Here is a 24,904-nt window from a genome sequence, read left to right on the forward strand (position 1 = left end):
CTGCCCTCATGAGCAACGATCAGCCGCCGCCCCCCGGACCGGGCGGCCCCGGGGGCGGCCCCGAGGACGATCCGTTCCGCAAGCAGCCGCCGGGCCCGCCGCCCGGTGGTGACGGAGGGTGGCCCGGCGGGCAGGGATCCGGCGCCGGGGGCCCGTACGACGGCAATCCCCCTGACGCGGGAGGCACGGGAGGCGCGGCGGGCCAGGGAGGGCCCTATGGCGCCGGCAGCCCCGGCGGCATGCCCCCGTACGGAGCCGGCGGCCCCGGCGGCCCCTACGGCGGCGGTCCCGACCCGCTCGCGGGCATGCCCCCGCTCGCCGACTTCGGCCGGCGCTTCGCCGCCCGGGTGATCGACGCGGCGATCGTCTTCGTCCCGCTCTTCCTGCTGTCGCTGATCTTCGGCGGCTGGAACGTCGACGCGGACAGCGGCGACAGCTTCAGCGACATCGCCAACGACGTGAACACCGGCCGGCAGTGGCTCTGGTCCCTGATCTCCATGGTGGCCTACGTCGGCTACGACACCTGGATGACGGTCAAGCGGAACGGCCAGACGATCGGCAAGCGGCTGCTGCGGCTGCGGATCGCGATGCTCAACGACGGCAGCGTCCCCGAGACCCGCTCCGCGCTGCTGCGGGCCGTGGTGCTCTGGGTCCCCGCGCTGCTGTGCTGTCTCTGCTTCTGGTGGCTGATCATCATCATCACGATCGTCGCCGACCGGCCCTACCGGCAGGGCCTGCACGACAAGGCGGGCCGGACCGTCGTGGTCACCGTCCCGGAGGGCCCGCCGCCCCCGGCCGGCTGACGCTCCGTGCGCCGGGCGCCCCGTACCCCGCCGGTACGGGGCGCCCGGCGCTGTCCGGCAGGTCCGCGTCCCCGGGCCGGGCGGGCGGCAGCACCAGCGCCACCAGCAGGCCGAGCGCCATCGCGACGCAGCCGGTCAGGGCGATTCCCGGCATCCCGGTGGCCCCGGTGAGCAACAGGAGGGCGGGGGTGGAGAAGACGACGGTGGCGGAGCCGAGGACGAGTTGCGCCGCGGTCGGACGAGTACGAGTACGAGGGCAAGGACGAGGACGAGGCATGGCGAACCGTCCCTGGGCAGGTCGGGAACCGGCCGGGGCGGCCTCCCGGCCCGAAGCACGCTCCCGCTGTGTCCCGCCGCGTACGCACGAGGGCCGTCCGCGGGGGCAGCCGCGGGGCGCGCTGTCATATGACTCTACGGCGCCCCTTCCGCAGGGGGAATCGCGTCAAAGTGATCTGTCGTATGAACCCGGCGCATAAGGGGGCGCACAGAGTCATACGATCCGTCATCTGGCCAATTCTCAGCTCTCTTTGTCTGATTCCCTCATTGTTCTGCGGAGTTCTGCGGACATTTCGGAGGGTGATCCGAATGTCTAAATATCGAAATATCGGAACTATTTTTCTGCGTAGTGCAGTAAGAATGTCCGAGTCAAGGGTTGTCTTTTCTTCGCCGCCTGGGGTCGAATGCCGTCACTTGTGACGCGCTGATCCCGCCCGGACCATCCCACCCCGGAGCCGCGGGACGGCGCGGGGGAGGACACCGTCAAGTGACCACCAGGAGACGGACGACCAGAGCGTCCGCCGTCATCGTCGCGCTCGCCGCAACCACCGCGGCGGCCTCGGCGTTCAGCACCGCCCAGGCGGGGGACCGGAGGGACCGGGCCACCGGCACGGCTCCCATCCAGCGCGTGGACCCGGCACCGGGGAAGGACCACGTCGATCACGATCTCGACGGTCCTTTCAGCAAGCAGCAGAAGCAGCAGCGCCAGACCGCGCTGGAGCAGGTCATATCCGGCGAGTCGACCGTGCAGCGGCGCGGCGCGTCGAAGGTCGTCAAGCTGGACAAGGGCAAGTACGTCGAGCTGGGCCGGGAGAAGACCGACAAGATCTTCACGATCCTGGTGGAATTCGGCGACAAGGTCGACGACACCACGACGCACGACCCCGACGGGCCCGAGGGCCCCCAGCCGCCGGTCAAGAAGTACGGCGGCACGCCGGGACCGCTCCACAACAAGATCGCCGAGCCGAACCGGGCGGTCAACAACACCACGATCTGGCAGGCGGACTACAACCGCGCGCACTTCGAGAACCTGTACTTCGGCACCGGGAAGGACGCCCAGGGCAAGCCCCGGGAGTCGGTGAAGACGTACTTCGAGAAGGCGTCCTCGGGCCGCTACTCGGTCGACGGCGCGGTCTCCGACTGGGTCAAGGTCGAGTACAACGAGGCCCGTTACGGCTCCAACTGGTGCGGCGAGAACACCTGCAACAACGCCTGGGACGCGGTCCGCGACGGCGTCAACGCCTGGGTGGCGGACCAGAAGGCCCAGGGCAGGACCCTGGAGCAGATCAAGGCTGCGCTCGCCGAGTACGACACCTGGGACCGCTACGACTTCGACAACGACGGCGACTTCAACGAGCGCGACGGCTACATCGACCACTTCCAGTTCGTCCACGCGGGCGAGGACGAGTCGGCGGGCGGCGGCGCGCAGGGCACGGACGCCCTGTGGGCGCACCGCTGGTACGCGTACGGCACCGACAACGGGAAGGCCGGCCCCGAGAACAACAAGGCGGGCGGCACCCAGATCGGCGACACCGGCGTCTGGGTCGCCGACTACACCGTGCAGCCCGAGAACGGCGGACTGGGCGTGTTCGCCCACGAGTACGCGCACGACCTCGGCCTGCCGGACCTCTACGACTACTCCGGCCGGGGCGAGAACTCCACCGGCTACTGGAGCCTGATGTCGGCCGGCTCCTGGCTGAACAACGGCAGGAGCACCATCGGCGAGCGCCCCGGGGACATGACCTCCTGGGACAAGCTCCAGCTGGGCTGGCTCAACTACACCAAGGGCCGCGCGGCGACCGACTCCACGCACACCCTCGGGGTCTCGGCGTACAACACCAAGCGCCCGCAGGCGCTCATCGTCGAACTGCCGAAGAAGCCCGGCACCCGGCCCGTGGTGCAGCCCGCCGAGGGCGCCCGCCAGTGGTGGAGCGACATGGGCGACGACCTCAGGAACACCCTGAGCCGCCCCGTCGACCTGACCGGCAAGTCCACGGCCTCCCTGGAGCTGACCGGCTGGTGGCAGATCGAGCGCGACTACGACTTCCTCTACACGGAGGTCTCCACCGACGGGGGCACCACCTGGACCCCGATCGACGGCACCTCGAACGGCCAGCCGATCACCCGTGACGCGGGCGACAAGCCGGCCCTGACCGGCCGCTCGGGCGGGCACCGCGCCCTGGTCTTCCCGCTGGACGCCTACGCCGGCAAGAAGATCGACGTCCGCTTCCAGTACCGGACCGACGGCGCGACCGCCGAGCGCGGCTTCACCGCCGACGCGATCACCCTCAAGGCCGATGGCGCCACCCTGGTCAGCGACGGCGCCGAGGGCGACGCCGCGGGCTGGACGGTGAACGGCTTCACCCGCATCGGCGACTCGTTCACCAAGGACTACGAGCAGTACTACATCGCCGAGAACCGCCAGTACGTGTCGTACGACAAGACCCTCCAGGTCGGCCCGTACAACTTCGGCTTCCCGGCGCCGCGGCACCAGTGGGTGGAGCGCTACCCGTACCAGAACGGTCTGCTGATCTGGCGCTGGGACACCTTCCAGCTGGACAACAACGTCGGGCTGCACCCCGGCGAGGGCCAGATACTGCCGGTCGACGCCAACCCGAAGCCGCTGAAGTGGTCGGACGGCACCCTGATCCGCAACCGGATCCAGTCCTTCGACTCGACCTTCTCGACCCGGCCGTACGACGGGTTCACCCTGCACAAGGCGGGCGTCCCGACCCGGATCCCGGCGAAGAAGGGGCAGAGCGTCTTCGACGACCGCAAGGGCGTCTACTGGCACGCCGAGAACCCCACGCAGGGCGTGAAGGTTGTTGACACCAACACCAAGATCTCCATTGTCAAGGAGCCCAAGAGCGGTGAGACGATCACCGTAAAGGTTACTCCTTCGACCAGGTGATTTAGTGAATTAGCAGGTCAGAGCATGATCGGCCGTTGCCCTCTGGCGGGCGGCGGCCGATCGTGTTTAGGTGCGGTGGTGCCACACTCTTATTGACAGACCATATCGACACACGAAAACGACACACGCAATCGACGGGGAGTCGTCCGAATGTCCGGCGGAGGTTTCAGCAAGCTGCCGAACGGCAGCGTGGTGGTCGCGCTCAGCCTGTCCAGCCCACTGGGCGACGGGCGGCCCGCGCGTTTTCTGGTGCACGCCGCCAACCGGGCGCGCGCCCTGACCCGGCTGCGGAATCTGGGGCTGCGGGCGGTCTATCTGCGGGGGAACGCGGAGCCGCCCACCCCGGACGAGATCACGGCGGTGCTGCACCACCCGGACGGGCTGGTGTGGCGGCGCACGCCGCAGCCCCAGCCGGGGCCGGGCTCGGAGCTGTGGCGGCCGGTCCGCGCGCTGCTGCGGGAGCGGGCCCGGGCGCAGGAGCAGGGCGCGGGGGCCCCGGAGACGTCCCCCTGGTGACACCCGGGCGCAGATGATCGCCCCGCCCGGTGCCGGTGACGGTGGCGGTGCGGTGACGGCGGGCCCGGCCGGGCGGTCGCGGCCCGTGGGCTCAGACGATCGGCTCGCCGGTCAGGGCGACCCCCGCCGCCCGCAGCTCGTCCAGCACCCACGCCGTGCGCTCCTTGGAGACCCCGGCGGTCAGGTCCAGCAGCACCTGGGTGCGGAAGCCCTCCCGCGCGGCGTCCAGCGCGGTCGCCCGGACGCAGTGGTCGGTGGCGATGCCGACCACGTCGACCTCCTCCACACCGTGCTCGCGCAGCCAGCCGGCCAGCGTCCGCCCGTTCTCGTTGCTGCCCTCGAAACCGCTGTACGCGGCGGCGTAGGCGCCCTTGTCGAAGACGGCGTGGACCGCTCCGGAGGCGACGGCGGGCGCGAAGTTCGGGTGGAAGCCGACGCCCTCGGTGCCCGCCACGCAATGCACCGGCCAGCTGTTCTCGTAGTCCGGGGTGTCGGAGAAGTGGTCCCCCGGGTCGATGTGGCAGTCGCGGGTGGCGACGACATGCCGGTACCCGGCCGGCACGGACTGGCCGATCAGCTCGGTGATGGCGGCGGCGACCTCGGCACCCCCCGCCACCGCGAGGCTGCCGCCCTCACAGAAGTCGTTCTGAACGTCGACGACGATCAAGGCGCGGTGCATGGCGGCTGTCCTTAGGTGAGGGGTGGGCGGTACGGCCCTGTCCAGGTGCCCCGTGCCAGGGGGTTCATCCCCAGGTTAGGACGCCCGCACGGCCGTGGGGGGTCTCTTCATGTGCATGGCAGAGTACGCGGTCGGGCCGGGCCGCCCGCGGGAGGAGGCCTGTCCGGGCGTGCCGCCGCCCGCCCGGACGCCTTGCCCGTACACCTATACGTACTCCGTCGGCAGTACCGGCTCCCCCCGGGAGAGCTGCACGGCCGACATCGGCAGCGCCGCCCGGGCCGCGATGTGCCGCTCCCGGGCCGCGTCCAGCGGCTCCCTGGCCACGATCCGCCCGCGCTCGACCAGCGGCACCAGCAGCTGCCGCAGGGCCGGATCCGCCGGCACCGGTCCCGTGCCCACGACCTCCGCCTCGGCCACCCCCTCGGCGTCCGTCCGCCGGGCCGCCCACTTGCGCCCGCCGTGGGAGTACTTCGCGCCCAGCGACTTCTTCGCGACCGGCTGGAGCGCCCCGGTCGGCGTCGTGGCCCGGGCGACCAGCTTGTAGACCATGGAGCAGGTCGGGTGCCCGCTGCCGGTGACCAGCTGGGTGCCCACGCCGTACGCGTCGACCGGCGCCGCCGCCAGCGAGGCGATCGCGTACTCGTCCAGGTCGGAGGTGACCGTGATCCGCGTGTCGCGGGCGCCGAGGTCGTCCAGCTGCTGCCGCACCCGGTGGGCCACCAGCAGCAGATCGCCGGAGTCGATCCGTACGGCACCCAGCCCCGGGCCCGCGATCTCGACGGCGCTGCGGACGGCCTCCGCCACGTCGTAGGTGTCGACCAGCAGGGTGGTGCCCCGGCCCAGCGAGTCGACCTGGGCCCGGAAGGCGTCCCGCTCGCTGTCGTGCAGCAGGGTGAAGGCGTGCGCGCTGGTGCCGACGGTCGGGATGCCGTACCGGAACCCGGCCGCCAGGTCGGAGGTGGAGTCGAAGCCGCCGACGTACGCCGCGCGGGCCGAGGCCACCGCCGCCAGCTCGTGGGTGCGCCGGGCCCCCATCTCGATCAGCCGCCGGCCGCCCGCCGCCGACGACATCCGGGACGCGGCCGCCGCGATGGCCGAGTCGTGGTTGAGGATGGACAGGATCACGGTCTCCAGCAGCACGCACTCGGCGAAGGAGCCCTCGACCCGCAGGATGGGGGAGCCGGGGAAGTAGACCTCGCCCTCGGGGTAGCCCCAGATGTCGCCGGAGAAGCGGTAGCCGGCCAGCCAGTCGAGGGTGGCCCCGTCCACGATGGCGTGCTCGCGCAGGAAGCCGATGACCCCCGGGTCGAAGCGGAAGTTCTCCACCGCGTCCAGGACCCGGCCGGTGCCCGCGACCACCCCGTACCGCCGGCCCTCGGGGAGCCGGCGGGTGAAGACCTCGAAGACGGAACGCCGGTCCGCGGTGCCCGACCGCAGGGCCGCCTGGACCATGGTGAACTCGTACTGGTCCGTGAAGAGGGCCGTCGAGGGGACGTCCACCGGCAGCCCCAGGTCAGCGGTGTTCACGACACTCCACCTCGCGCTTTCGTCTCGGTCGCCCGGAAATCCCGGGCGATCCAGCCATGGCCAGGATGCTACCCCACATTTCGTCAGAGTGACGAGATGTAGTCCCCGTTTATGCGTGGCGCCCCCGTGAGTGGCAGCATGGATCAGGTGAGTGTTGCTCCCACCGAGATCGAACGCCCCGCGTCGGCGGAGGAAACCTTCGTCGTCCCCGAGCCCGACGTCCCGTGGGTGACGCTCGTGCACAACGACCCCGTGAATCTGATGAGCTATGTGACCTACGTCTTCCAGGCGTACTTCGGTTACTCCAAGGACAAGGCGCGCAAGCTGATGCTCGACGTGCACAACAAGGGGCGCGCGGTGGTCTCCAGCGGCAGCCGCGAGGAGATGGAGCGCGACGTGCAGGCGATGCACGGCTACGGACTGTGGGCCACCCTGTCGCAGGACCGCGGCTGATGCCGGGACACTTTGAACCGGTCCCCGGCGGGGGCGCCGCCGTGGCGCTGGACGAGGTCGAGATCTCCATTCTCCGCTCCCTCGCCGTACAGCTGCTGGAGCTGATCGGGCCGGGCGAGACGCCGGTCGAGGGCGCGGACCCGCTCGCGGCGCTCTTCGCGGAGGGGCCGAGCGAGCCCCCGTCCGACCCCGCGCTCGCGCGGCTCTTCCCCGACGCGTACGGAGGGCCGGACGCCGAGGAGGCCGACCGGTCGCTGCGGGAGGCGTCCGCCGAGTTCCGCCGCTTCACCGAGAACGATCTGCGCACCCACAAGCGCGACGACGCCCTCGCGGTGGTGCGCGCCCTGGACGCCCTGAGCCCCGGCGAGGAGGGCGGGGCGGTGCTGACGCTCCCCCCGGGGGAGTGCGTGCACTGGCTGCGGGCGCTCAACGATCTCCGGCTGACCATCGGCACCCGGCTGGAGGTCACCGACGAGGACGAGTCCAGCGCGCTCTACCGGCTGCCGGACAGCGATCCGCGCAAGCCGATGGTGATGGCGTACCTCTGGCTGGGCGTGCTCCAGGAGACGCTGGTCGAGACCCTGATGCCCTGACACACCCCCTGATCGCTCGATGAGAGGCCCCCGGGAAGGCTCCCGGGGGCCTCTCTGCGGCCCTCTCTGCGGCCTCTCCGCGGCCCTTCGCGGGGGTAGCTGTCCGCTATACGGACAGTGATCGTCAGGTGAACGCTCAGCGGACGCTCAAATCCGAATAACGATCCTGTCACCACATCCGGGCTATTTGTCGGATTTCGTGTCTTTCGCACCGCATCTCCAGTGTCATGAGTCACACTCGCCCCAGTGACCTCACTGTCGACCGTGATAGACCTTCACTTCCTTCAGGGGCGCCACCCATGCCACTGGAGGCGCTTGAGCCGGCGGATCGCCGGTGGCACTCCATCCGTATCCGGGGGGATCAGGACCTGATCCGCTTCCGTGCGCGAGGTATCGCGGCGGGGCGGATCCGCATGGAGAAAGGGCGCATCACCATGACCTCAGTGCAGGTCGGCCAGGAAGACGGGCACGACGGCAGGGGTGCCGCGGGACTCGACGGGTCACCGCCGCCCCAGGGAGCCGGGACCGAGGGCGGGAACCAGGGCTACCACCGGGCACTGAACGCCCGGCAGATACAGATGATCGCCATCGGCGGCGCCATCGGCACCGGGCTCTTCCTCGGCGCCGGCAAGGGCATCTCCAAGGCGGGCCCCAGCCTCATCCTCGCCTACGCCATCGCCGGCGTGGTCATCTTCTTCATCATGCGCGCCCTCGGCGAGCTGCTGATGTACCGCCCGGTCGCCGGTTCGTTCTCCGACTACGCGCGCGAGTTCGTCGGCCCCTTCGCCGGCTTCGCCACCGGCTGGACCTACTGGCTCTTCTGGGTCGTCACCGGCATGACCGAGGTCACCGCGGCCGCCGCCTATATGACGTACTGGTGGGACATCCCCCAGTGGATCTCGGCCCTCGGCTTCACGATCCTGCTCTACGGCGCCAACCTGATCTCCGTGAAGCTCTTCGGCGAGCTGGAGTTCTGGTTCTCGATGATCAAGGTCACCGCGATCGTCGGCATGATCCTCATCTGTGCCGGCATCCTGACCCTCGGCTTCTCCGACGCCGGGGACACCGCCTCCGTCACTCTCCTGTGGGACGACGGCGGCTTCTTCCCCAAGGGCATCGGCGGCACCCTGATGACCCTCCAGATCGTGATGTTCGCCTTCCTCGCGGTCGAACTCGTCGGCGTCACCGCCGGTGAGTCCAAGGACCCCGAGAAGAACCTGCCGAAGGCGATCAACACCGTCCCGGTCCGGATCGCGGTCTTCTACATCGGCGCCCTGATCATGATCCTGTCGGTGGTCTCCTGGACCAAGTTCCAGCCCGGGGTCTCGCCCTTCGTCGCCGCGTTCGACGAGATGGGCCTCCAGGTCGGCGCCGCGATCGTCAACTTCGTCGTGCTGACCGCCGCCCTGTCCTCCTGCAACTCCGGCATGTACTCCACCGGCCGGATGCTGCGCGACCTGGCGCTGAACTCCCAGGGCCCGAAGATCTTCACCCGGCTGACGAAGAACGGCACGCCGCTGCTCGGCACCACCTTCTCGGCCGCCCTGATGCTCATCGGCGTCTGGATCAACTACCAGTGGCCCGGCGAGGCCTTCAACAAGATCGTCTCCTTCGCCACCATCTCCGGCATGTGGGCCTGGATCATGATCCTGGTCTGCCAGATCCGCTACCGGGCCAAGGCCGACCGGGGCGAGCTGCCCCCGTCCACGTTCCGCGCCCCCGGCGCCCCCTACACCAGCTGGTTCGCCCTCGCCTTCATCGGCATGGTGATCGTGCTGATGGGCATCGACAAGGACGCCCGGATCTCGCTCTACGTCGCACCGGTGTGGGGACTGCTGCTCGGCGTCTCCTATCTGCTGCTCAAGCGCCGGGACCCGCAGGGCGAGGCGTTCAGCAAGCGCTGACACCGAGCGCCCGGGGAACAGCCGCCGTGCACGAGGGCGGGGCCGTACGACCGGACAGCGGTACGGCCCCGCCCTTTCCCCTGCCCGCGGAACGTCCCAGGGCGTCCTGGGGCGGTCCGGTCCGGTGGGACGTTTCCCCAGCTCGTACGACCTCCTGGTTATCCTGGCGCCCATGCTGACGCTGACGAAGGCCCTCTTCGACCAGATCGTGGCGCACGCCCGCGCCGACCACCCCGACGAGGCATGCGGAGTCGTCGCGGGCCCGGAGGGCACCGGACGCCCCGAGCGTTTCATCCCCATGCTGAACGCGGCCCGCTCGCCCACGTTCTACGAGTTCGACTCGGCCGACCTCCTCGCGCTCTACCGGGAGATGGACGACCGGGACGAGGAACCCGTGATCATCTACCACTCCCACACGGCGACCGAGGCGTACCCCTCCCGTACGGACCTCACCTACGCCAACGAGCCCGGCGCCCACTACGTGCTGGTCTCCACCGCCGACACCGACGACGCGGGACCCTTCCAGTTCCGCTCCTACCGGATCGTCGACGGGGAGATCACCGAGGAGGACGTGGAGATCGTGCAGGCATACTGAGCACCGCCGCCCCAGGCAGGGCAGCGCCACGCACCACTGACACGCGTACACACAACTGCACAGCCAGGGCGGCGGGAGCCAGGAAGCCGGTGCGAATCCGGCGCGGTCCCGCCACTGTGAGCCGAGCCCCCCGCTCGACAGCCAGGAACTGATCCGCCGCCCTCCACCCATCACCGGGGACGTGGAAATCCCCGAAGGAGGCCCTACCCCGTCATGTCCGGACGCCGTTCCACCACCGCAGCCGCCCTCATAGCCCTGGCGCTGCTCGCCCCGCTCACCGCATGCGGCTTTGACTCCGAGTCGGGCTCCCAGTCCGGTTCCGGTTCCGGCTCCGGCGACGGGAAGAAGGGGGACACGGCGAAGGCCGGCGCCTCCTTCCCGTACACCGTCGACAACTGCGGCGTGAAGACCACCTACCGCAAGGCCCCCGAACGGGCCGTCACCATGAACCAGCACGTCACCGAGATCATGCTGGAACTGGGCCTGGAGAAGTCCGTCGCCGGCACCGCCTACCTCGACGACGCCGTCCTGCCCGCCTACAAGAAGGCGTACGACTCCCTCCCCGTCCTCGCCAAGGAGTACCCCTCCCGCGAGAAGCTGCTCGCCGCCAACCCCGACTTCGTCTACGGCGGCTACGCCAGCGCCTTCGACGCCAAGGACGGCCGCACCCGCGACGCCCTGAAGGACTCCGGCATCGACAGCCGGCTCAACATCGAGTACTGCACCGAGAAGCGCACCACCCTGGACGACCTCTACCGCGAGATCGAGGAGATCGGCCGCACCTTCGGCGTCCACGAGCGCGCCGAACAGTGGATCGCGCAGGCACGCACCACCGTCGCCGCCACCGGACGGAAGCAGGGCACGAAGGCCCCCGTACCCGTCTTCGTCTACGACAGCGGCGACAAGACCGCCTCCACCGTCGGCGGCAAGGGCATCGGCCAGGAACTGATCCAGCGGGCCGGCGGCCGCAATGTCTTCGCCGACATCGACAAGTCCTTCGGCGACGCCAGCTGGGAAGAGGTCGTCGCCCGCAAGCCCGAGATCGTCCTCATCCTCGACTACGGCTCCGTCAGCGTCGCCCAGAAGAAGGAACGACTCCTCAAGGACCCCGCCCTCAAGGACGTCCCCGCCATCCGGAACAAGCGCTTCGCGGTGCTGCCGCTCTCCGACGCGGTCCTCGGGGTCCGGGCGCCCGCCGCCATCGCCACGCTGGCCGGCCAGTTCGACCGGTGAGCACCCCGCTGAAGGCCGGGGCGGCCACCGCCGCCCCGGCGGCCCGCCCGCCCGGCAGGGCCGCCGCCCGGCTCCGCTACGGAGCCGTCGTCACCGCCCTGCTGCTGGCCCTCGCCGCCGCCACCGTCGCCGGACTCGCCCTCGGCTCCGTCCGCATCCCGCCCGGCGAAGTGATCGCCGCGCTGCTGCCCGGCGCCGAACCCAGCCCCTTCCGCACCATCGTGCGGGAGGTCCGGCTGCCCCGGGTGCTCCTCGGCGCCGTCGTCGGCGCGGGCCTCGCCGTCGTCGGCACCGTCCTCCAGGCACTCGTCCGCAACCGGCTCGCCGACCCCTTCCTCCTCGGCATCTCCTCCGGCGCCTCCACCGGCGCGGTCGTCGTCCTCACCCTCGGCATCGGCGCCAGCACCGCCGTCGCCATGCCCGCCGGGGCCTTCCTCGGCGCGCTGGGCGCACTCGTCCTCGTCTACGCCCTCGCCAGCCGGGGCGGCGCCATGACCGGCACCCGCCTCGTCCTCGCCGGGGTGACCGTCTCCTACATCCTCAGCGCCCTCACCACTCTCGTCCTGGTGGCCTCCGCCCGGCCCGAACACTTCCGGGAGGCCCTGTACTGGTCGCTCGGCGGCCTCGGCAGCGCCCGCTGGGACACCGTCTGGCTGCCCACCGCCGTCCTCGCCGCCACGCTGCCGCTGCTGCTCGCGCTCGCCCGGCCGCTGGACCTGCTGCTGGTGGGGGAGGAGAGCGCCACCGTGCTCGGCCTGGACGTGGCCCGCTTCCGCGCCGCCGTCTTCGTCCTGGTCTCCCTGGTCACCGCCGTGCTCGTGGCCGCCAGCGGCGCCGTCGGCTTCGTCGGGCTGATGGTCCCGCACGCCGCCCGGCTGCTCGTCGGCGCCACCCACAAGGCGCTGCTGCCGGTCGCGGCGCTCGCCGGGGCGGCCGCCCTGATCGTGGCCGACCTCGCCGCCCGGACCGTCGCGTCCCCGCAGGACATCCCCGTCGGCGTGCTCACCGCGCTGATCGGCGGACCGCTCTTCCTGTGGCTGATGCGCTCCCGCACCGAACGGGGAGCCGCCCTGTGACCGGCCCGGCTACCGATCCGGTGAACGTATCGACGGCGAAGGACCCCGTGAAGGACCGCGTGAAGAGCCCCGCGAAGGACCCCGCGAACGAGCCCGCCCCCGAGCCCGCCCGCCTCACTGTCACCGGACTCCGCTACGAGACCGACGGCCGCGCCCTCGTCGACGGAGTGGACCTCACCGCCCGCCCCGGCGAGACCGTCGGCCTCGTCGGCCCCAACGGCAGCGGCAAGACCACCCTGCTGCGCTGCGTGTACGGAGCGCTGCGCCCCACCGCCGGAACGGTTCTCCTGGACGGGGACGACCTGCTCGCCCTCACCCCCCGGGCCCGCGCCCGGCGGCTCGCCTGCGTCCCCCAGGACAGCCCCGCCGAATTCGAGCTGACCGTGCGCCAGATCGTGGCCATGGGCCGCGCCCCGCACAAACGGTTCTGGGAGCCCGACACGGCCGCCGACGCCGCCCGCGTCGAGGAGGCCCTGACCCGGCTCGCCGTCGACTCCCTCGCCGACCGGCCCTTCCCCTCCCTCTCCGGCGGCGAACGCCAGCGGGCCCTGGTCGCCCGCGCCCTCGTGCAGCGGCCCTCGCTGCTGATCCTGGACGAGCCCACCAACCACCTCGACATCCGCTACCAGCTGGAGATCCTGGGCCTGATCCGCACCCTCGGCACGACCTCCGTCCTCGCGCTGCACGACCTCAACCTCGCCGCCCACTACTGCGACCGGCTCCTCGTCCTGCGGGACGGCCGGGTCGCCGCCGCCGGCACCCCCGCCGAGGTACTGACCCCCGCCCTCCTCGCCGACGTCTACGGGGTCGACGCCGAGACGGAGATCCACCCGGCGACCGGATCGATCCGGATCACCTACCTCCCGCCCGCGTGGTGAACCAGGCCCCGTACCGCCTTTCGGCCAGGGGACGAACCGGACCCCCGCCCGCATGGTGAGCGCCAGGCATCCGGCATACGAGACAGCCTTCCGGGATCCGGACCGGGAATCGATACGATGACCGCATGGTTGTCCACGACATGAGCGACAAGACGCCCGGCGGCACCGTGCTGCTCGTGGCGCGGCTCCATGTCGACCTGTGCCGTCTCGCCAGCGCGATGTGTCCCTGAACCCGGTCCCGGGCCCCTGCCGGGCCCGCCCCCGGGGCGCGGAGAACCGGCCCCACCGCACCCCCTCCGCGCGCCGGCCGCAGTCGCGCGCTCGCCGCCTTTGAACCGTTCCCGACGGGAGTCCACGCCATGGCCATCGAGGTTCGTATCCCGACCATCCTCCGCACCTACACCGACGGCGAGAAGGCCGTCGAGGGCAGCGGAGCCACCCTCGCCGACCTCCTCGCCGACCTGGAGACCCGCCATGCGGGCATCCAGGCCCGCATCGTGGACGACAGCGGAGACCTCCGCCGTTTCGTCAACGTCTACCTCAACGACGAGGACGTCCGCTTCCTCAAGGGCATCGGCACCGAGCTGAGCGACGGCGACAACGTCACCATCCTCCCGGCGGTCGCCGGCGGAATGCGCTGATCCCGGTGCGTTACGACTCCCCGCTCGCGGCGGTCGGCAACACCCCCCTGGTGCGGCTCCCCCGGCTCTCCCCCTCGGACTCCGTCCGGATCTGGGCCAAGCTGGAGGACCGCAACCCGACCGGCTCCATCAAGGACCGCCCCGCGCTCCACATGATCGAACAGGCGGAGAAGGCCGGACGGCTCACCCCCGGCTGCACGATCCTGGAACCCACCTCCGGCAACACCGGCATCTCCCTGGCGATGGCGGCCAGGCTCAAGGGCTACCGCATCGTCTGCGTCATGCCGGAGAACACCAGCGAGGAGCGCAGGCAACTGCTCGCCATGTGGGGCGCGGAGATCATCTCCTCGCCCGCGGCGGGAGGGTCGAACACCGCGGTCCGCGTCGCCAAGGAACTCGCCGCGGCCAACCCGTCCTGGGTGATGCTCTACCAGTACGGCAACCCCGACAACGCGGGCGCCCACTACGCCGGCACCGGACCGGAGATCCTCGCCGACCTCCCCTCCATCACCCACTTCGTCGCCGGCCTCGGCACCACGGGCACCCTCATGGGCGTCGGCCGCTATCTGCGCGAACACGTCCCCGGCATCACCGTCGTCGCCGCCGAACCCCGCTACGACGACCTCGTGTACGGGCTGCGCAACCTCGACGAGGGCTTCGTCCCCGAGCTGTACGACGCCTCCGTCCTCACCACCCGCTTCTCCGTCGGCTCCGCCGACGCCGTCGCCCGCACCCGGGAGCTGCTCCAGCAGGAGGGCATCTTCGCCGGCGTCTCCACCGGCGCCGCCCTGCATGCCGCCATCGGCGTCGGCAACAAGGCGGTCAAGGCCGGACACCCCGCCGACATCGTCTTCGTCGTCGCCGACGGCGGCTGGAAGTACCTGTCCACCGGCGTCTACACGGCGCCCACCACCGAGGCCGCGATCGAGGCCCTCCAGGGCCAGCTCTGGGCCTGACCCCCGGTCCGACCCCCGGCCCGCCGGCCCTCCCGCACCTCCGCCCGCGCCGGGCGGCCGCCCCGAACCCCGGGGTCGGCCGCCCGGCGCGGGCGCTTCACCGGCCACCGCCCGCGGGGCCCCCGCCGAATCGGTGACAGCGCAGGTGAGTTCGCCCACACCCCCCCACCCCCAAGGGGCGACACCCCCTTTTGCGCTTTACGCTCAACGGACCGCACGCCCAGACCCACCCCCCAGCCCTCCTCCCCGTCAATGGAGGTCACCGCTCCATGAAGCTCACCGTCGTCGGCTGCTCGGGGTCGTTCCCGTCCGCGGAATCGGCTTGTTCGAGCTACCTCGTCGAGGCCGACGGCTTCCGGCTGCTCCTCGACATGGGCAACGGCGCCCTCGGCGAGTTGCAGCGCCACATCGGTCTCTACGACCTCGACGCCATCTTCCTCAGCCATCTCCACGCCGATCACTGCATCGACATGTGCGGCTACTTCGTCGCCCGCTACTACCGGCACGACGGCGGCCGCTGCCCCGCCCTGCCCGTGTACGGGCCCGAGGGCACCGAGCAGCGGCTGATCACCGCGTACGCGGACACGCCGTCGCCGACCGCGATGAGCGAGGTCTTCGACTTCCACACGCTGAAGTCCGGCAGCTTCGACATCGGCCCGTTCTCGGTGCGCACGGAGCGGGTCGCGCACCCGGTCGAGGCGTACGGCATCCGGCTGGAGCACGCGGGACGGACCCTCACCTACTCCGGTGACACGGGGGCCTGCGAGGCCCTGCACGAGCTGGCCGCGGGGACGGACCTCTTCCTGTGCGAGGCGTCCTTCACCCACGGCAAGGAGGACGTCCCCGATCTCCACCTCAACGGGCGGGAGGCCGGGGCCCACGCCGAGCGGGCCGGCGCCGGCCGGCTGGTGCTGACGCACGTACCGCCGTGGACGGACGGGGAACGCAATCTGGCGGACGCCCGCTCGGTCTACCGGGGCCCGGCCGAGCTGGCCAGGGCGGGCACGGTCTACCAGGTCTGACCCGTACGGTCCCTGGTTCCTGGCCGGCGTGGACACGCGGGAGCCCCCGGCGCCATCCTTCCTCCGGCGCCGGGGGCTCCCGCTGTTCACAGCTGTCGGGGCTGTCGGGGCTGTCGGGGGCGGGCTACTTGCCCTCCGCCTTGAGGATCTCCGCCAGCTCCTCGTCGGACTCCCGGCCGGGCGTCGGCAGGTTGAACCGGAGGATCGCGAAGCGGAAGACCACGTAGTACACGACCGCGAAGCAGAGCCCCACGAGGAGCAGCCCCAGCGGCTTGGACGCGATCCCCAGATTCAGGACAAAGTCGACCGCGCCGGCCGAGAAGCCGAAGCCGTCCTTCATCCCGAGCGACCAGGTCAGCGCCATCGACACACCGGTGAGCACCGCGTGCACCGCGTACAGCACCGGCGCGATGAACATGAAGGTGAACTCGATCGGCTCGGTCACACCGGTGACGAACGAGGTCAGCGCGAGCGAGAGCATCATGCCGCCGACGACCGCGCGGCGCTCGGGCCGGGCGCAGTGCACGATCGCCAGACAGGCGGCGGGCAGCGCGAACATCATGATCGGGAAGAAGCCGGTCATGAACTGTCCGGCGGTGGGGTCGCCGGCCAGGAAGCGGGCGATGTCGCCGCTCTTGTCCTCGTACGTACCGGCCTGGAACCACGGGAACGAGTTCAGCAGGTGGTGCATGCCGACGGGGATCAGCGCACGGTTGGCGACACCGAAGATGCCCGCGCCCACCGCGCCGGAGCCGACGAGCCACTCGCCGAGGTTGTGCAGACCGGTGCCGAGGACCGGCCAGATGAAGCCGAAGAGCACACCGATCACCAGACCGGCGAAGGCGGAGAGGATCGGCACCAGCCGGCGGCCGCCGAAGAAGCCCGCCCAGTCGGGCAGCTTGGTGCGGTAGAAGCGCTGGTAGAGCAGGGCGACCACGATGCCCATCACCACACCGCCGAGGACCTTCGCGTCCACCGGGGCGTCCTGCATCACGATCTTGCCGTCGATGACCTTCGCCACCTGCGGGAGATTCTTGTCGGTGAAGGTGCCCAGCACGCTCTTGAAGACCAGATAACCGGTGACGGCGGCCAGCGCGGTCGAGCCGTCCGACTTCTTCGCGTAGCCGATGGCGATACCGACGGCGAAGAGCAGCGGCATGTTGTCGAGCAGGGCATTGCCGCCCGCGTACATGTACCCGGCGATCCGGGTGATGAACTCCGGGAGGGAGTCGCTGCCCAGCATGTCGTCGTTGCCGAGGCGGACCAGGAGCGCGGCGGCCGGCAGCACCGCCACCGGGAGCATCAGGCTGCGGCCGATGCGCTGCATGACAGCCATCGCGCCCGCGCCCTTCTTCTTCGCGGCCGCGGGGGCGGCACCAGCCGTCTGGGACATGGTGAATCTCCAGGTGACAAGGGGTGGGGGGAGCCGCGACGCGCGGTCGCGTGGTCTAAACCACTCAAAGTGGTGTAGACCTTTCTAACATGTGGGGGATAGATAAGGAACCTGCGAATACCGTGATATTCGCAGGCTCCTTGAGTAATCCCGGGCGCTCCCGCACCCCTGCCCCCGGCCCACCGGAACGACGCCTTCCGCCCCCGGCCCGCCCCGCCCCGGCTCCCCCCGCCTTCCCGGCCTTCCGCCGCCCCCCGCTATTTGATGTTGTCCCGCTCCAGCTCCTTCTCGATCTCCTCAGGCTCCCGCCCCGGCACCGGAATATTGAACACGGTGATCGCGAATCGGAAGATCACGTAATAGACGACGGCGAAACCGAGCCCGATCGGAATGATCAGCCACGGCTTTGTCGCGAGCCCCCAATTGATCACATAGTCGATCAGCCCCGCCGAGAAACTGAACCCGTCCTTCACCCCCAGCGCCCAGGTCAACGCCATCGACACCCCCGTCAGCAGGGCATGCACCGCGTACAGCGCCGGCGCCACGAAGAGGAACGAGTACTCGATCGGCTCGGTGATCCCCGTCACGAACGAGGTCAGCCCCACCGACAGCATCAGCCCGCCGACCTCTTTGCGGCGATACGGATGGGCACAGTGCGTGATCGCCAGCGCCGCCGCCGGCAGCGCGAACATCATGATCGGGAAGAAGCCCGTCGTGAACTGACCCGCGTTCGGATCCCCCTGGAGGAACATCGTGATGTCGCCGTGCACCACCGTCCCGTCCGGCTTCGTGTAACTGCCCAGCTGGAACCAGATCGGCACATTCAGGAACTGATGCAGACCGATCACCAGCAGCGCCCGGTTCGCCACCCCGAAGATCCCCGAACCCCACGCCCCCAGACTCACCAGCCAGTCGCTGAACGACTCCAGACCCCGCCCGATCGGCGGCCAGATCCACAGACACACCACCGCGAACGCGATCGCCACGAACGCCATGATGATCGGCACCAGCCGGCGGCCGTTGAAGAAACCCAGCCAGTCCACCAGCCGCGTCCGGTGGTACCGCTGCCAGAAGAACGCCGCCAGCAACCCGATCACGATCCCGCCGAACACCCCCGGATTCTGGTACGTGAAGACCGTCACCGTCCCGTCCGTCGCCTGACACCCCGCCCCCACCGGCTTCGTCCCCGGCACACACACCTCGGGGAACTGCCGCAGCACGTTGTAGTAGACGAGGAAACCCGCCACCGCCGCCAGCGCCGTCGAACCGTCCGCCTTCTTCGCCATCCCGATGGCCACCCCGACACAGAACAGCAGCGGCAGCCCGATATTCGGATCGAGCAGCGCACCCCCCGCCCCCGCCATCACCCGGGCGACATCGGTCCAGCCCAGACCGTCCTTGCCGAAGACGTCGTCCTGACCGAGCCGATTGAGGATCCCCGCCGCCGGCAGCACCGCGATCGGGAGCTGAAGGCTGCGCCCCATCTTCTGAAGCCCCTGGAACAACCCGTTCCAGCGGGACGGCTGCGCTGCCGCCGCACTCTCCGAGGTCATCGGCGTCCTTTCGGGCGGGCCGGGCCGGTTTTGGCCGATGCGCGGCAATTGGTGTAGACCAGTTGTCGTACCGGGGCTCCGGGCCCGGCCAGGGCCAGGCGCCCGACCGGGAGCGCCGGTGATCGACATCATGGGCGAGACAGCCGTCCGCCGCCCGTGAAGATGGGCCAACCGTGCGTTAACGTGACCAAGCGGACCGCCGGTGGGCCGGCGCAGCGCCCAGCGCCCCCAGCGGGCGCCGTCCTCAACCAGGGAGACAACATGGCCACCAAGGCAGAGAAGATCGTCGCCGGGCTCGGCGGCATCGACAACATCGTGGAGGTCGAGGGCTGCATCACCCGACTCCGCACCGAGGTCGAGAACGCCGACCTCGTCGACGAAGCCGCCCTCAAGGCCGCCGGCGCCCACGGCGTCGTCCGCATGGGCACCGCCGTCCAGGTCGTCATCGGCACCGACGCCGACCCCATCGCCGGCGAGATCGAAGACATGATGTGACCCCGGCATCCACACCGCCACCCACCTGTACGACACCGGCCTGACACCGGAGCCCAACCCCCGCGAAGGCTCCCGGCACCGGCCGGCCCCAGGGCCCCGAACCACCCGGAACGGGGCCCTTCGCCGCAGCGATAGGCTCGGCACCATGTCTCGAATCGACGGCCGCACACCCGACCAGCTCCGCCCGGTCACCATCGAACGCGGATGGAGCAAGCACGCCGAGGGCTCCGTCCTCATCTCCTTCGGCGACACCAAGGTGTTCTGCACCGCATCCGTCACCGAAGGCGTCCCCCGCTGGCGCAAGGGCAGCGGCGAAGGCTGGGTCACCGCCGAGTACTCGATGCTCCCCCGCTCCACCAACACCCGCGGCGACCGCGAATCCGTCCGCGGCAAGATCGGCGGACGCACCCACGAGATCAGCCGGCTCATCGGCCGCTCCCTGCGCGCCGTCGTCGACTACAAGGCCCTCGGCGAGAACACCGTCGTCCTCGACTGCGACGTCCTCCAGGCCGACGGCGGCACCCGCACCGCCGCCATCACCGGCGCCTACGTCGCCCTCGCCGACGCCATCACCTGGGCCCAGCAGAAGAAACTCGTCCGCGCCGGCCGCAAACCCCTCACCGGCACCGTCGGCGCCGTCTCCGTCGGCATCGTCGACGGCACCCCCCTCCTCGACCTCTGCTACGAGGAGGACGTCCGCGCCGACACCGACATGAACGTCGTCTGCACCGGCGACGGCCGCTTCGTCGAAGTCCAGGGCACCGCCGAGGCCGAACCCTTCGACCGCGCCGAACTCGACGCCCTCCTCGACCTCGCCGCCGGCGGCTGCGCCGACCTCGCCGCCCTCCAGAACGACGCCCTCGCCCGCACCCTCACCCCGTAGCCGGCACGTCGTACGGATCACTCCCCCCGGCCGGGTGGACCAGCCCCCACCCGGGTAGGCACCGAACGCCGACCGCCCCACCGAGGCGGAACGCACCGGAACGCACCGGAAAGCAACCACCGACGCCACCACCGGCGTCGTTCTGAGCACGGGCGCACGGAACCACACCGTGCGCCCGGCCGGATCCAGGAGGGGAACACTCACATGGCCGCGCGCCGCCGCCGCATCGCACTCACGCTCGCCACCGCAGCCCTGCTCGTGCCCGTCACCATCGGTTGCAGCGCCATCGACAAGGCCCTCGACTGCGTCGAAACCGCCGAGGCCATCAGCAACAGCGTCGAGAAGCTCTCCGAGGCCGCCGCCAACGCCGCCGAGAACCCCACCCAGGCACGCGAAGCCCTCGACTCCATCGACAAGGAACTCGACAGCCTCGGCGACAGGACCGACGACGCCGACCTCCAGAAGGCCGTCGACGACCTCAACGCCGGAGTCGACAGCGCCCGCAAGTCCATCGAGGGCGGCGACCCGACCCCCGACCTCGACCCCCTCAAGGACGCCGCCACCGAGATCGGCAAGGTCTGCAGCCCCTGACACCCCGCGCGCCCGGCCACGGGATCGGCCGCACACCGGCCCCGTGGCCCGCCCACCCCGCCACACCCGGATAATCGGGCCATGACCCGTATCGTTCTCGCCACCCGCAACCCCGGAAAGATCGCCGAACTCCGGCAGATCCTCGCCGCCGCCGAACTCCCCTGCGAACTCGTCGGCACCGAGGCCTACCCCGAGGTCCCCGACGTCAAGGAAACCGGCGTCACCTTCGCCGAGAACGCCCTCCTCAAGGCCCACGCCCTCGCCCGCGCCACCGGACTCCCCGCCATCGCCGACGACTCCGGCCTCTGCGTCGACGTCCTGGGCGGCGCCCCCGGCATCTTCTCCGCCCGCTGGGCCGGCACCCACGGCGACGACACGGCCAACCTGCGCCTGCTCCTCGCCCAGCTCTCGGACATCGCCCCGGAACACCGCGGCGCCCACTTCTTCTGCGCGGCGGCCCTCGCCCTCCCCGACGGCACCGAACGCGTCGTCGAGGGCCGCATGCCGGGCACCCTCCGCCCCGCCCCCGAGGGCACGAACGGCTTCGGCTACGACCCGATCCTCCAGCCGGAGGGCGAGACCCGCACGGCGGCGGAGCTGTCGGCGGCGGAGAAGAACGCGATCAGCCACCGGGGGAAGGCGTTCCGGGCGCTGGTGCCGGTGATCAGGGAGCTGGTGGGCTGAGAGACGGAAGGGCGCCCTGCTGTGGGGCGCCCCTCCGCTGGTGTGCGGTCGATGGGATTCGAACCCACATGGGCGAAACGCCCAGAGGCACCTAAAACCTCCGCTTATACCCTTCAGCAACGACCGCTAGCCGCTCGCCATCGTACCGGGCGAGCGGCTGGGGGGCACGAGCGATCAGCCTTGCTTTCTTTGGCGATTGCCTCCTCTGCACCAGGTGTCGGTGATGGCGTGGCAATTGGGGCAGAGCAACCGAAGATTGTGCGGCTGGTTGTCCTTCCAGTCCGCGTTGATGTGGTCGACTTCGAGAGTCATGGGCCGTCCGTGCCAGACCGGCCCGCTGCCGCATCCGGCGCACTGTTCGGGCACGCCGATCTCCCGCAGTGCCCGACGCAGCAGGTGTGCGGGAGTCCGGCGGCCGGTGTCCGTCTTCACCAGCACCTCCGCGGGGCGCCGGACCGGAGTGGGCCCCGGCCTGCCGCGCTGATGGGCCTGGCCCAGAAAGTGGGCCGTCGAGAGGGACTCCTCCTGGGCGTGTGCGCGCAACAGAGCCCGCTGGTGCGAGGTGTCAGGTCGGCCCAGTCGACGCAGTGCTTCGGCCAGGGATCGGGAGGACTCGATCGCCGCACTCAGTTCCGCCCGGGAGGGGCGCGGCCCGCTGGTGCGGTAGGGGCGGCGGGCGAAGTGCGAGACATCGATGCCGAAGTGCCGGAAGCGCCGCAGCAGATAGCGCCTCAAGTGTCCGTAGGGCGGTGTGCCGAAGAAGGCTATGACCTCATCGATGCTGCCGCAGCGCCGGGCGGCTTCCGCCAGTAGTTCGCGGGTGTACCGCTCGCCCCGGCTCACGGCTCCGTCGCCTCTCCCGTGCCCTGCGGGCCGATCGGTCCGCGCCGCTGCCCACTGCCCCGCCCCCGGTAGGTGTCCGTTGTGGAATGGCAGTTGGGGCAGAGGAAGCGCAGGTTCTCCTGCCGGTTGTCGCGCCAGTCGCCGTCGATGTGGTCGATCTCCAGCGGCAGCGGTCGGCCCTGCCACTCGGGCGGCGTCCCGCACAGGGCGCACACCTCCCGCGCTCCTCGTTCGAGCAGTGCCCTTCTGAGGAGGTGGCTGGACCGGCGTCGCGGATGGTCCGAACCGTCCACGATCAGGATCTCGTCCGCGGACAGGCGTCGGCGCTCGTGCGTGGGGCCCTCCGTGCGCCGCGCCGCCGTGAAGTGCGCGGTGTCGATCCCGTAGGCCCTGATCCGCCGGCTGATGTGGGTGTGCTGCCCGCCCACCACCTCGATGCCCAGTCGCCGCAGCACCTCGCAGACGCTGGTCGACTCCGCGACGGCGGACTCCAGCACCTCGCGGGTCCAGCGGGCGCCCTCGCGGGCGAAGTGGTCGGTGGATATCCCCAGACGCCGCATCCGGTCGTGGAGATAGCGCCGGGACGGGCCCTTGGGGTCGACGCCCAGTCTGGTCAGTGCCTCCGAGAGGGTGCGGGAGGATCCCGCCGCCTCGGAGAGTCGTTCGTGTGTCCACGGGCTCCGGCCCATGCCGCCCCCTCCGTCCCGGCCCCGCCCCTCGGGGCCCGAACGGATTAACGATCCGCGATGCGGACGGTTACGTCCGAAATACGGAATGAAGGGTCTCACTTGTCACCGGCGGCCCGCCCGGCCCGGTGTGGCGGGCGGGCCACCGGGGACCGGGTCAGATGCCCAGGTCCTTGATGATCTTCGCGACGTGGCCGGTCGCCTTGACGTTGTAGAACGCCCGCTCGACCTTGCCCTCCTCGTCCACGACCACCGTCGACCGGATGACCCCGGTCACCGTCTTCCCGTACAGCTTCTTCTCGCCGAAGGCGCCGTACGCCGCCAGCGTCTCCTTCGACGGGTCGCCCACCAGCGTGACCTTCAGGTTCTCCTGCTCGCGGAACTTCGCCAGCTTCTCCGGCTTGTCCGGGGAGACGCCGATCACGTCGTAGCCCGCGCCCGCGAGCAGTTCCAGGTTGTCCGTGAAGTCGCACGCCTGCTTGGTGCAGCCGGGGGTCAGGGCGGCGGGGTAGAAGTAGACGATCACCTTCCGGCCCCGGTGGGAGGCGAGTGAGACCTCGTTGCCGTCCGCGTCGGGCAGGGTGAAGTCGGGGGCGGTGTCGCCGGTCGTGAGCCGCACGCTCATGGTTCTCGGTTCTCCTCGTCGCGCCTCGGGGGTGCCGGCGGGGTGTGCGGTGGCACGCCACGCCGTGCGGGTGTACGCCGTCGAGCGTAATAGGGGTGCCGTGGGGTGCGCGCGTGGCCGAGCTGACAGACTGTCGCTGAGGAATCACCGAGACGACGAGCACGACGACGACGGAGGAGCGCGGTGTCGGACGCGAGGACCCCTGCGCAGATCGAGGCGGACATCGTCCGCCGGCGCGAGCAGCTGGCCGAGACGCTCGACGAGATCGGGGTGCGGGTGCACCCCAGCACGATCGTCGGCGACGCGAAGGCGAAGGTCGCCGAGAAGGTGGACCGGACGGCGGGGCGTGCCTTCGCCGTGGTGCACCGCACGGTGGACGGTGTGCGGGCGAAGTTCGTCGGGGACGACGGCGCTCCGCGGATGGACCGGGTGCTGCCGCTGGCGGCCGTGGTGGTGCTGGTGGGCGTGATCGCGCTCTCCTCCCGGTCGCCGGAGAAGCACGGGCGGTAACGGGCACGGGCAGGCGACAGCGGACGGTGGCGGGTCGGTGGCCCGGTGCGGTCGGGCCCCGGGCCCGCCCCCCGTGGTGCCGCCGGGTATCGCCCTGCGGGCGTGCGGATGGCCCCGGGGCAGGTAGGTTCGACGCGTGAGCGCCAACAGCCAGGTACAGAACACCCATCACGACAAGCTGCCCATCCGGATGCTGCACGACCGGGTGTTGGTGCGGACCGACATCCCGGAGGGCGAGCGGCGTTCCAGCGGGGGCATCGTCATTCCGGCGACGGCGGCGGTGGGCCGCCGGCTGGCCTGGGCCGAGGTGGTCGCGGTGGGGCAGAACGTGCGGACCGTCGAGCCCGGTGACCGGGTGTTGTACGACCCCGAGGACCGTGCCGAGGTCGAGGTGCGGGGTGTGGCGTACGTGCTGATGAGGGAGCGCGATCTGCACGCGGTGGCGGCGGATCGGTTCCAGGGTTCCGAGGATTCCACGGGCCTGTATTTGTAGGCGTCACCCCCCGGCCGTTCCCGGCCGTCCTCCGGGTCGCCCGGCCTCCTCCCTCGGACTGGTGATCGATCTCACCGCCCCCGCC

Annotated in this window: 28 protein-coding genes, 1 tRNA gene and 1 riboswitch; of the genes, 20 read left to right on the top strand and 9 right to left on the bottom strand. The window is 70.7% G+C overall.

Going from position 1 to position 24,904, the window contains the following annotated elements; all coding sequences use genetic code 11:
* Positions 1-8: 8 nt before the first annotated feature.
* Complete coding sequence (locus SYYSPA8_RS04320; protein WP_323445595.1) at positions 9-803, top strand: RDD family protein; 795 nt, start codon at positions 9-11, stop codon at positions 801-803.
* Here SYYSPA8_RS04320 and SYYSPA8_RS04325 read toward each other — a convergent pair.
* Positions 766-1,080 (bottom strand): hypothetical protein, encoded by a 315-nt coding sequence (locus SYYSPA8_RS04325; RefSeq protein ID WP_323445596.1) that lies wholly within the window; start codon positions 1,078-1,080, stop codon positions 766-768. The two genes, SYYSPA8_RS04320 and SYYSPA8_RS04325, sit on opposite strands and share 38 nt — an antisense overlap.
* Before the next feature lie 486 nt (positions 1,081-1,566).
* Here SYYSPA8_RS04325 and SYYSPA8_RS04330 point away from each other — a divergent pair, with 486 nt between their 5' ends.
* Positions 1,567-3,990 (top strand): immune inhibitor A domain-containing protein, encoded by a 2,424-nt coding sequence (locus SYYSPA8_RS04330; RefSeq protein ID WP_323445597.1) that lies wholly within the window; start codon positions 1,567-1,569, stop codon positions 3,988-3,990.
* 150 nt (positions 3,991-4,140) lie between these two features.
* Positions 4,141-4,506: a hypothetical protein gene (locus SYYSPA8_RS04335; RefSeq protein ID WP_323445598.1), complete on the top strand. Its 366-nt coding sequence runs from the start codon at positions 4,141-4,143 to the stop codon at positions 4,504-4,506.
* Between the two features lie 91 nt (positions 4,507-4,597).
* On the opposite strand, the gene SYYSPA8_RS04340 is transcribed toward SYYSPA8_RS04335, so the two are convergent.
* Both SYYSPA8_RS04340 and SYYSPA8_RS04345 read right to left on the bottom strand, forming a co-directional pair.
* Positions 4,598-5,185 carry an isochorismatase family protein gene (locus tag SYYSPA8_RS04340; RefSeq protein WP_323445599.1) on the bottom strand — a complete coding sequence of 196 codons (588 nt, stop codon included), beginning with the start codon at positions 5,183-5,185 and terminating at the stop codon, positions 4,598-4,600.
* Between the two features lie 204 nt (positions 5,186-5,389).
* Entirely contained in the window at positions 5,390-6,712 is a 1,323-nt protein-coding gene (locus SYYSPA8_RS04345; RefSeq protein WP_323445600.1) for a nicotinate phosphoribosyltransferase, read from the bottom strand.
* A 138-nt stretch (positions 6,713-6,850) separates the two neighbouring features.
* On the opposite strand from SYYSPA8_RS04345, the gene clpS reads away from it, so the two are divergent.
* The 11 genes from clpS (at position 6,851) to SYYSPA8_RS04400 (ending at position 16,063) form a co-directional block, all read left to right on the top strand.
* Complete coding sequence (clpS, locus tag SYYSPA8_RS04350; protein ID WP_323445601.1) at positions 6,851-7,165, top strand: ATP-dependent Clp protease adapter ClpS; 315 nt, start codon at positions 6,851-6,853, stop codon at positions 7,163-7,165.
* The gene (locus SYYSPA8_RS04355) at positions 7,165-7,758 is read left to right on the top strand and encodes a DUF2017 domain-containing protein (RefSeq protein ID WP_323445602.1); all 594 of its coding nucleotides are present in this window, start codon (positions 7,165-7,167) and stop codon (positions 7,756-7,758) included. Before clpS ends, SYYSPA8_RS04355 begins: the two co-directional genes overlap by 1 nt.
* 434 nt (positions 7,759-8,192) lie before the next feature.
* On the top strand, positions 8,193-9,662 hold the full coding sequence (locus tag SYYSPA8_RS04360; RefSeq protein ID WP_323445603.1) for an amino acid permease: 1,470 nt from the start codon (positions 8,193-8,195) through the stop codon (positions 9,660-9,662).
* A gap of 172 nt (positions 9,663-9,834) precedes the next feature.
* Positions 9,835-10,257, top strand: a complete 423-nt coding sequence (locus SYYSPA8_RS04365) for a M67 family metallopeptidase (RefSeq protein ID WP_323445604.1) — start codon at positions 9,835-9,837, stop codon at positions 10,255-10,257.
* A 79-nt stretch (positions 10,258-10,336) separates the two neighbouring features.
* Positions 10,337-10,408, top strand: a riboswitch (cobalamin riboswitch).
* A 62-nt stretch (positions 10,409-10,470) separates the two neighbouring features.
* Positions 10,471-11,490, top strand: coding sequence for an ABC transporter substrate-binding protein (locus tag SYYSPA8_RS04370; protein WP_323445605.1), 1,020 nt, complete (start codon positions 10,471-10,473; stop codon positions 11,488-11,490).
* The gene (locus tag SYYSPA8_RS04375; protein ID WP_407705896.1) at positions 11,487-12,566 is read left to right on the top strand and encodes a FecCD family ABC transporter permease; all 1,080 of its coding nucleotides are present in this window, start codon (positions 11,487-11,489) and stop codon (positions 12,564-12,566) included. The genes SYYSPA8_RS04370 and SYYSPA8_RS04375 overlap by 4 nt, the downstream gene beginning before the upstream one ends.
* A 59-nt stretch (positions 12,567-12,625) precedes the next feature.
* Entirely contained in the window at positions 12,626-13,444 is an 819-nt protein-coding gene (locus SYYSPA8_RS04380; protein WP_407705931.1) for an ABC transporter ATP-binding protein, read from the top strand.
* Positions 13,445-13,569: 125 nt separating this feature from the next.
* On the top strand, positions 13,570-13,674 hold the full coding sequence (locus SYYSPA8_RS04385) for a putative leader peptide (protein WP_323445606.1): 105 nt from the start codon (positions 13,570-13,572) through the stop codon (positions 13,672-13,674).
* 129 nt (positions 13,675-13,803) lie between these two features.
* Positions 13,804-14,085 (top strand): MoaD/ThiS family protein, encoded by a 282-nt coding sequence (locus SYYSPA8_RS04390; RefSeq protein ID WP_323445607.1) that lies wholly within the window; start codon positions 13,804-13,806, stop codon positions 14,083-14,085.
* 5 nt (positions 14,086-14,090) lie between these two features.
* Positions 14,091-15,041, top strand: coding sequence for a PLP-dependent cysteine synthase family protein (locus tag SYYSPA8_RS04395; RefSeq protein ID WP_323445608.1), 951 nt, complete (start codon positions 14,091-14,093; stop codon positions 15,039-15,041).
* A 269-nt stretch (positions 15,042-15,310) separates the two neighbouring features.
* The gene (locus SYYSPA8_RS04400) at positions 15,311-16,063 is read left to right on the top strand and encodes an MBL fold metallo-hydrolase (RefSeq protein WP_323445609.1); all 753 of its coding nucleotides are present in this window, start codon (positions 15,311-15,313) and stop codon (positions 16,061-16,063) included.
* A 124-nt stretch (positions 16,064-16,187) separates the two neighbouring features.
* Here the strand turns inward: SYYSPA8_RS04400 and SYYSPA8_RS04405 are convergent, their stop codons facing one another.
* Together SYYSPA8_RS04405 and SYYSPA8_RS04410 are read right to left on the bottom strand one after the other, a co-directional pair.
* Entirely contained in the window at positions 16,188-17,456 is a 1,269-nt protein-coding gene (locus tag SYYSPA8_RS04405) for a PTS transporter subunit EIIC (protein ID WP_323445610.1), read from the bottom strand.
* Between the two features lie 257 nt (positions 17,457-17,713).
* Positions 17,714-19,009 carry a PTS transporter subunit EIIC gene (locus SYYSPA8_RS04410; protein WP_323446300.1) on the bottom strand — a complete coding sequence of 432 codons (1,296 nt, stop codon included), beginning with the start codon at positions 19,007-19,009 and terminating at the stop codon, positions 17,714-17,716.
* Positions 19,010-19,270: 261 nt separating this feature from the next.
* Here SYYSPA8_RS04410 and SYYSPA8_RS04415 point away from each other — a divergent pair, with 261 nt between their 5' ends.
* The 4 genes from SYYSPA8_RS04415 to rdgB all read left to right on the top strand — a co-directional run bounded on the left by SYYSPA8_RS04415 (position 19,271) and on the right by rdgB (position 21,662).
* On the top strand, positions 19,271-19,504 hold the full coding sequence (locus SYYSPA8_RS04415) for a PTS glucose/sucrose transporter subunit IIB (protein WP_323445611.1): 234 nt from the start codon (positions 19,271-19,273) through the stop codon (positions 19,502-19,504).
* 145 nt (positions 19,505-19,649) lie between these two features.
* On the top strand, positions 19,650-20,387 hold the full coding sequence (rph, locus tag SYYSPA8_RS04420; RefSeq protein WP_323445612.1) for a ribonuclease PH: 738 nt from the start codon (positions 19,650-19,652) through the stop codon (positions 20,385-20,387).
* Positions 20,388-20,591: 204 nt separating this feature from the next.
* Positions 20,592-20,978, top strand: coding sequence for a hypothetical protein (locus SYYSPA8_RS04425; protein ID WP_323445613.1), 387 nt, complete (start codon positions 20,592-20,594; stop codon positions 20,976-20,978).
* 81 nt (positions 20,979-21,059) lie between these two features.
* Positions 21,060-21,662: an RdgB/HAM1 family non-canonical purine NTP pyrophosphatase gene (gene rdgB, locus SYYSPA8_RS04430; RefSeq protein WP_323445614.1), complete on the top strand. Its 603-nt coding sequence runs from the start codon at positions 21,060-21,062 to the stop codon at positions 21,660-21,662.
* A gap of 43 nt (positions 21,663-21,705) precedes the next feature.
* Here rdgB and SYYSPA8_RS04435 read toward each other — a convergent pair.
* The 4 genes from SYYSPA8_RS04435 to bcp all read right to left on the bottom strand — a co-directional run bounded on the left by SYYSPA8_RS04435 (position 21,706) and on the right by bcp (position 23,816).
* Positions 21,706-21,789 (bottom strand) — tRNA-Leu (locus tag SYYSPA8_RS04435).
* A gap of 47 nt (positions 21,790-21,836) precedes the next feature.
* Positions 21,837-22,505 carry an HNH endonuclease signature motif containing protein gene (locus tag SYYSPA8_RS04440; protein ID WP_323445615.1) on the bottom strand — a complete coding sequence of 223 codons (669 nt, stop codon included), beginning with the start codon at positions 22,503-22,505 and terminating at the stop codon, positions 21,837-21,839.
* Entirely contained in the window at positions 22,502-23,194 is a 693-nt protein-coding gene (locus SYYSPA8_RS04445) for an HNH endonuclease signature motif containing protein (RefSeq protein ID WP_323445616.1), read from the bottom strand. Before SYYSPA8_RS04445 ends, SYYSPA8_RS04440 begins: the two co-directional genes overlap by 4 nt.
* Before the next feature lie 154 nt (positions 23,195-23,348).
* Complete coding sequence (gene bcp, locus SYYSPA8_RS04450) at positions 23,349-23,816, bottom strand: thioredoxin-dependent thiol peroxidase (protein ID WP_323445617.1); 468 nt, start codon at positions 23,814-23,816, stop codon at positions 23,349-23,351.
* A 183-nt stretch (positions 23,817-23,999) separates the two neighbouring features.
* Here bcp and SYYSPA8_RS04455 point away from each other — a divergent pair, with 183 nt between their 5' ends.
* Both SYYSPA8_RS04455 and SYYSPA8_RS04460 read left to right on the top strand, forming a co-directional pair.
* A complete protein-coding gene (locus SYYSPA8_RS04455) occupies positions 24,000-24,326 on the top strand; it encodes a DUF3618 domain-containing protein (protein WP_323445618.1) in 327 nt (108 codons plus the stop codon).
* A gap of 190 nt (positions 24,327-24,516) precedes the next feature.
* Entirely contained in the window at positions 24,517-24,819 is a 303-nt protein-coding gene (locus SYYSPA8_RS04460) for a GroES family chaperonin (RefSeq protein WP_218184061.1), read from the top strand.
* Positions 24,820-24,904: the final 85 nt, after the last annotated feature.

Origin of the sequence: Streptomyces yaizuensis, from assembly GCF_034961445.1 — a bacterium.
In the GTDB taxonomy this organism is placed as follows: Bacteria; Actinomycetota; Actinomycetes; order Streptomycetales; family Streptomycetaceae; genus Streptomyces; species Streptomyces yaizuensis.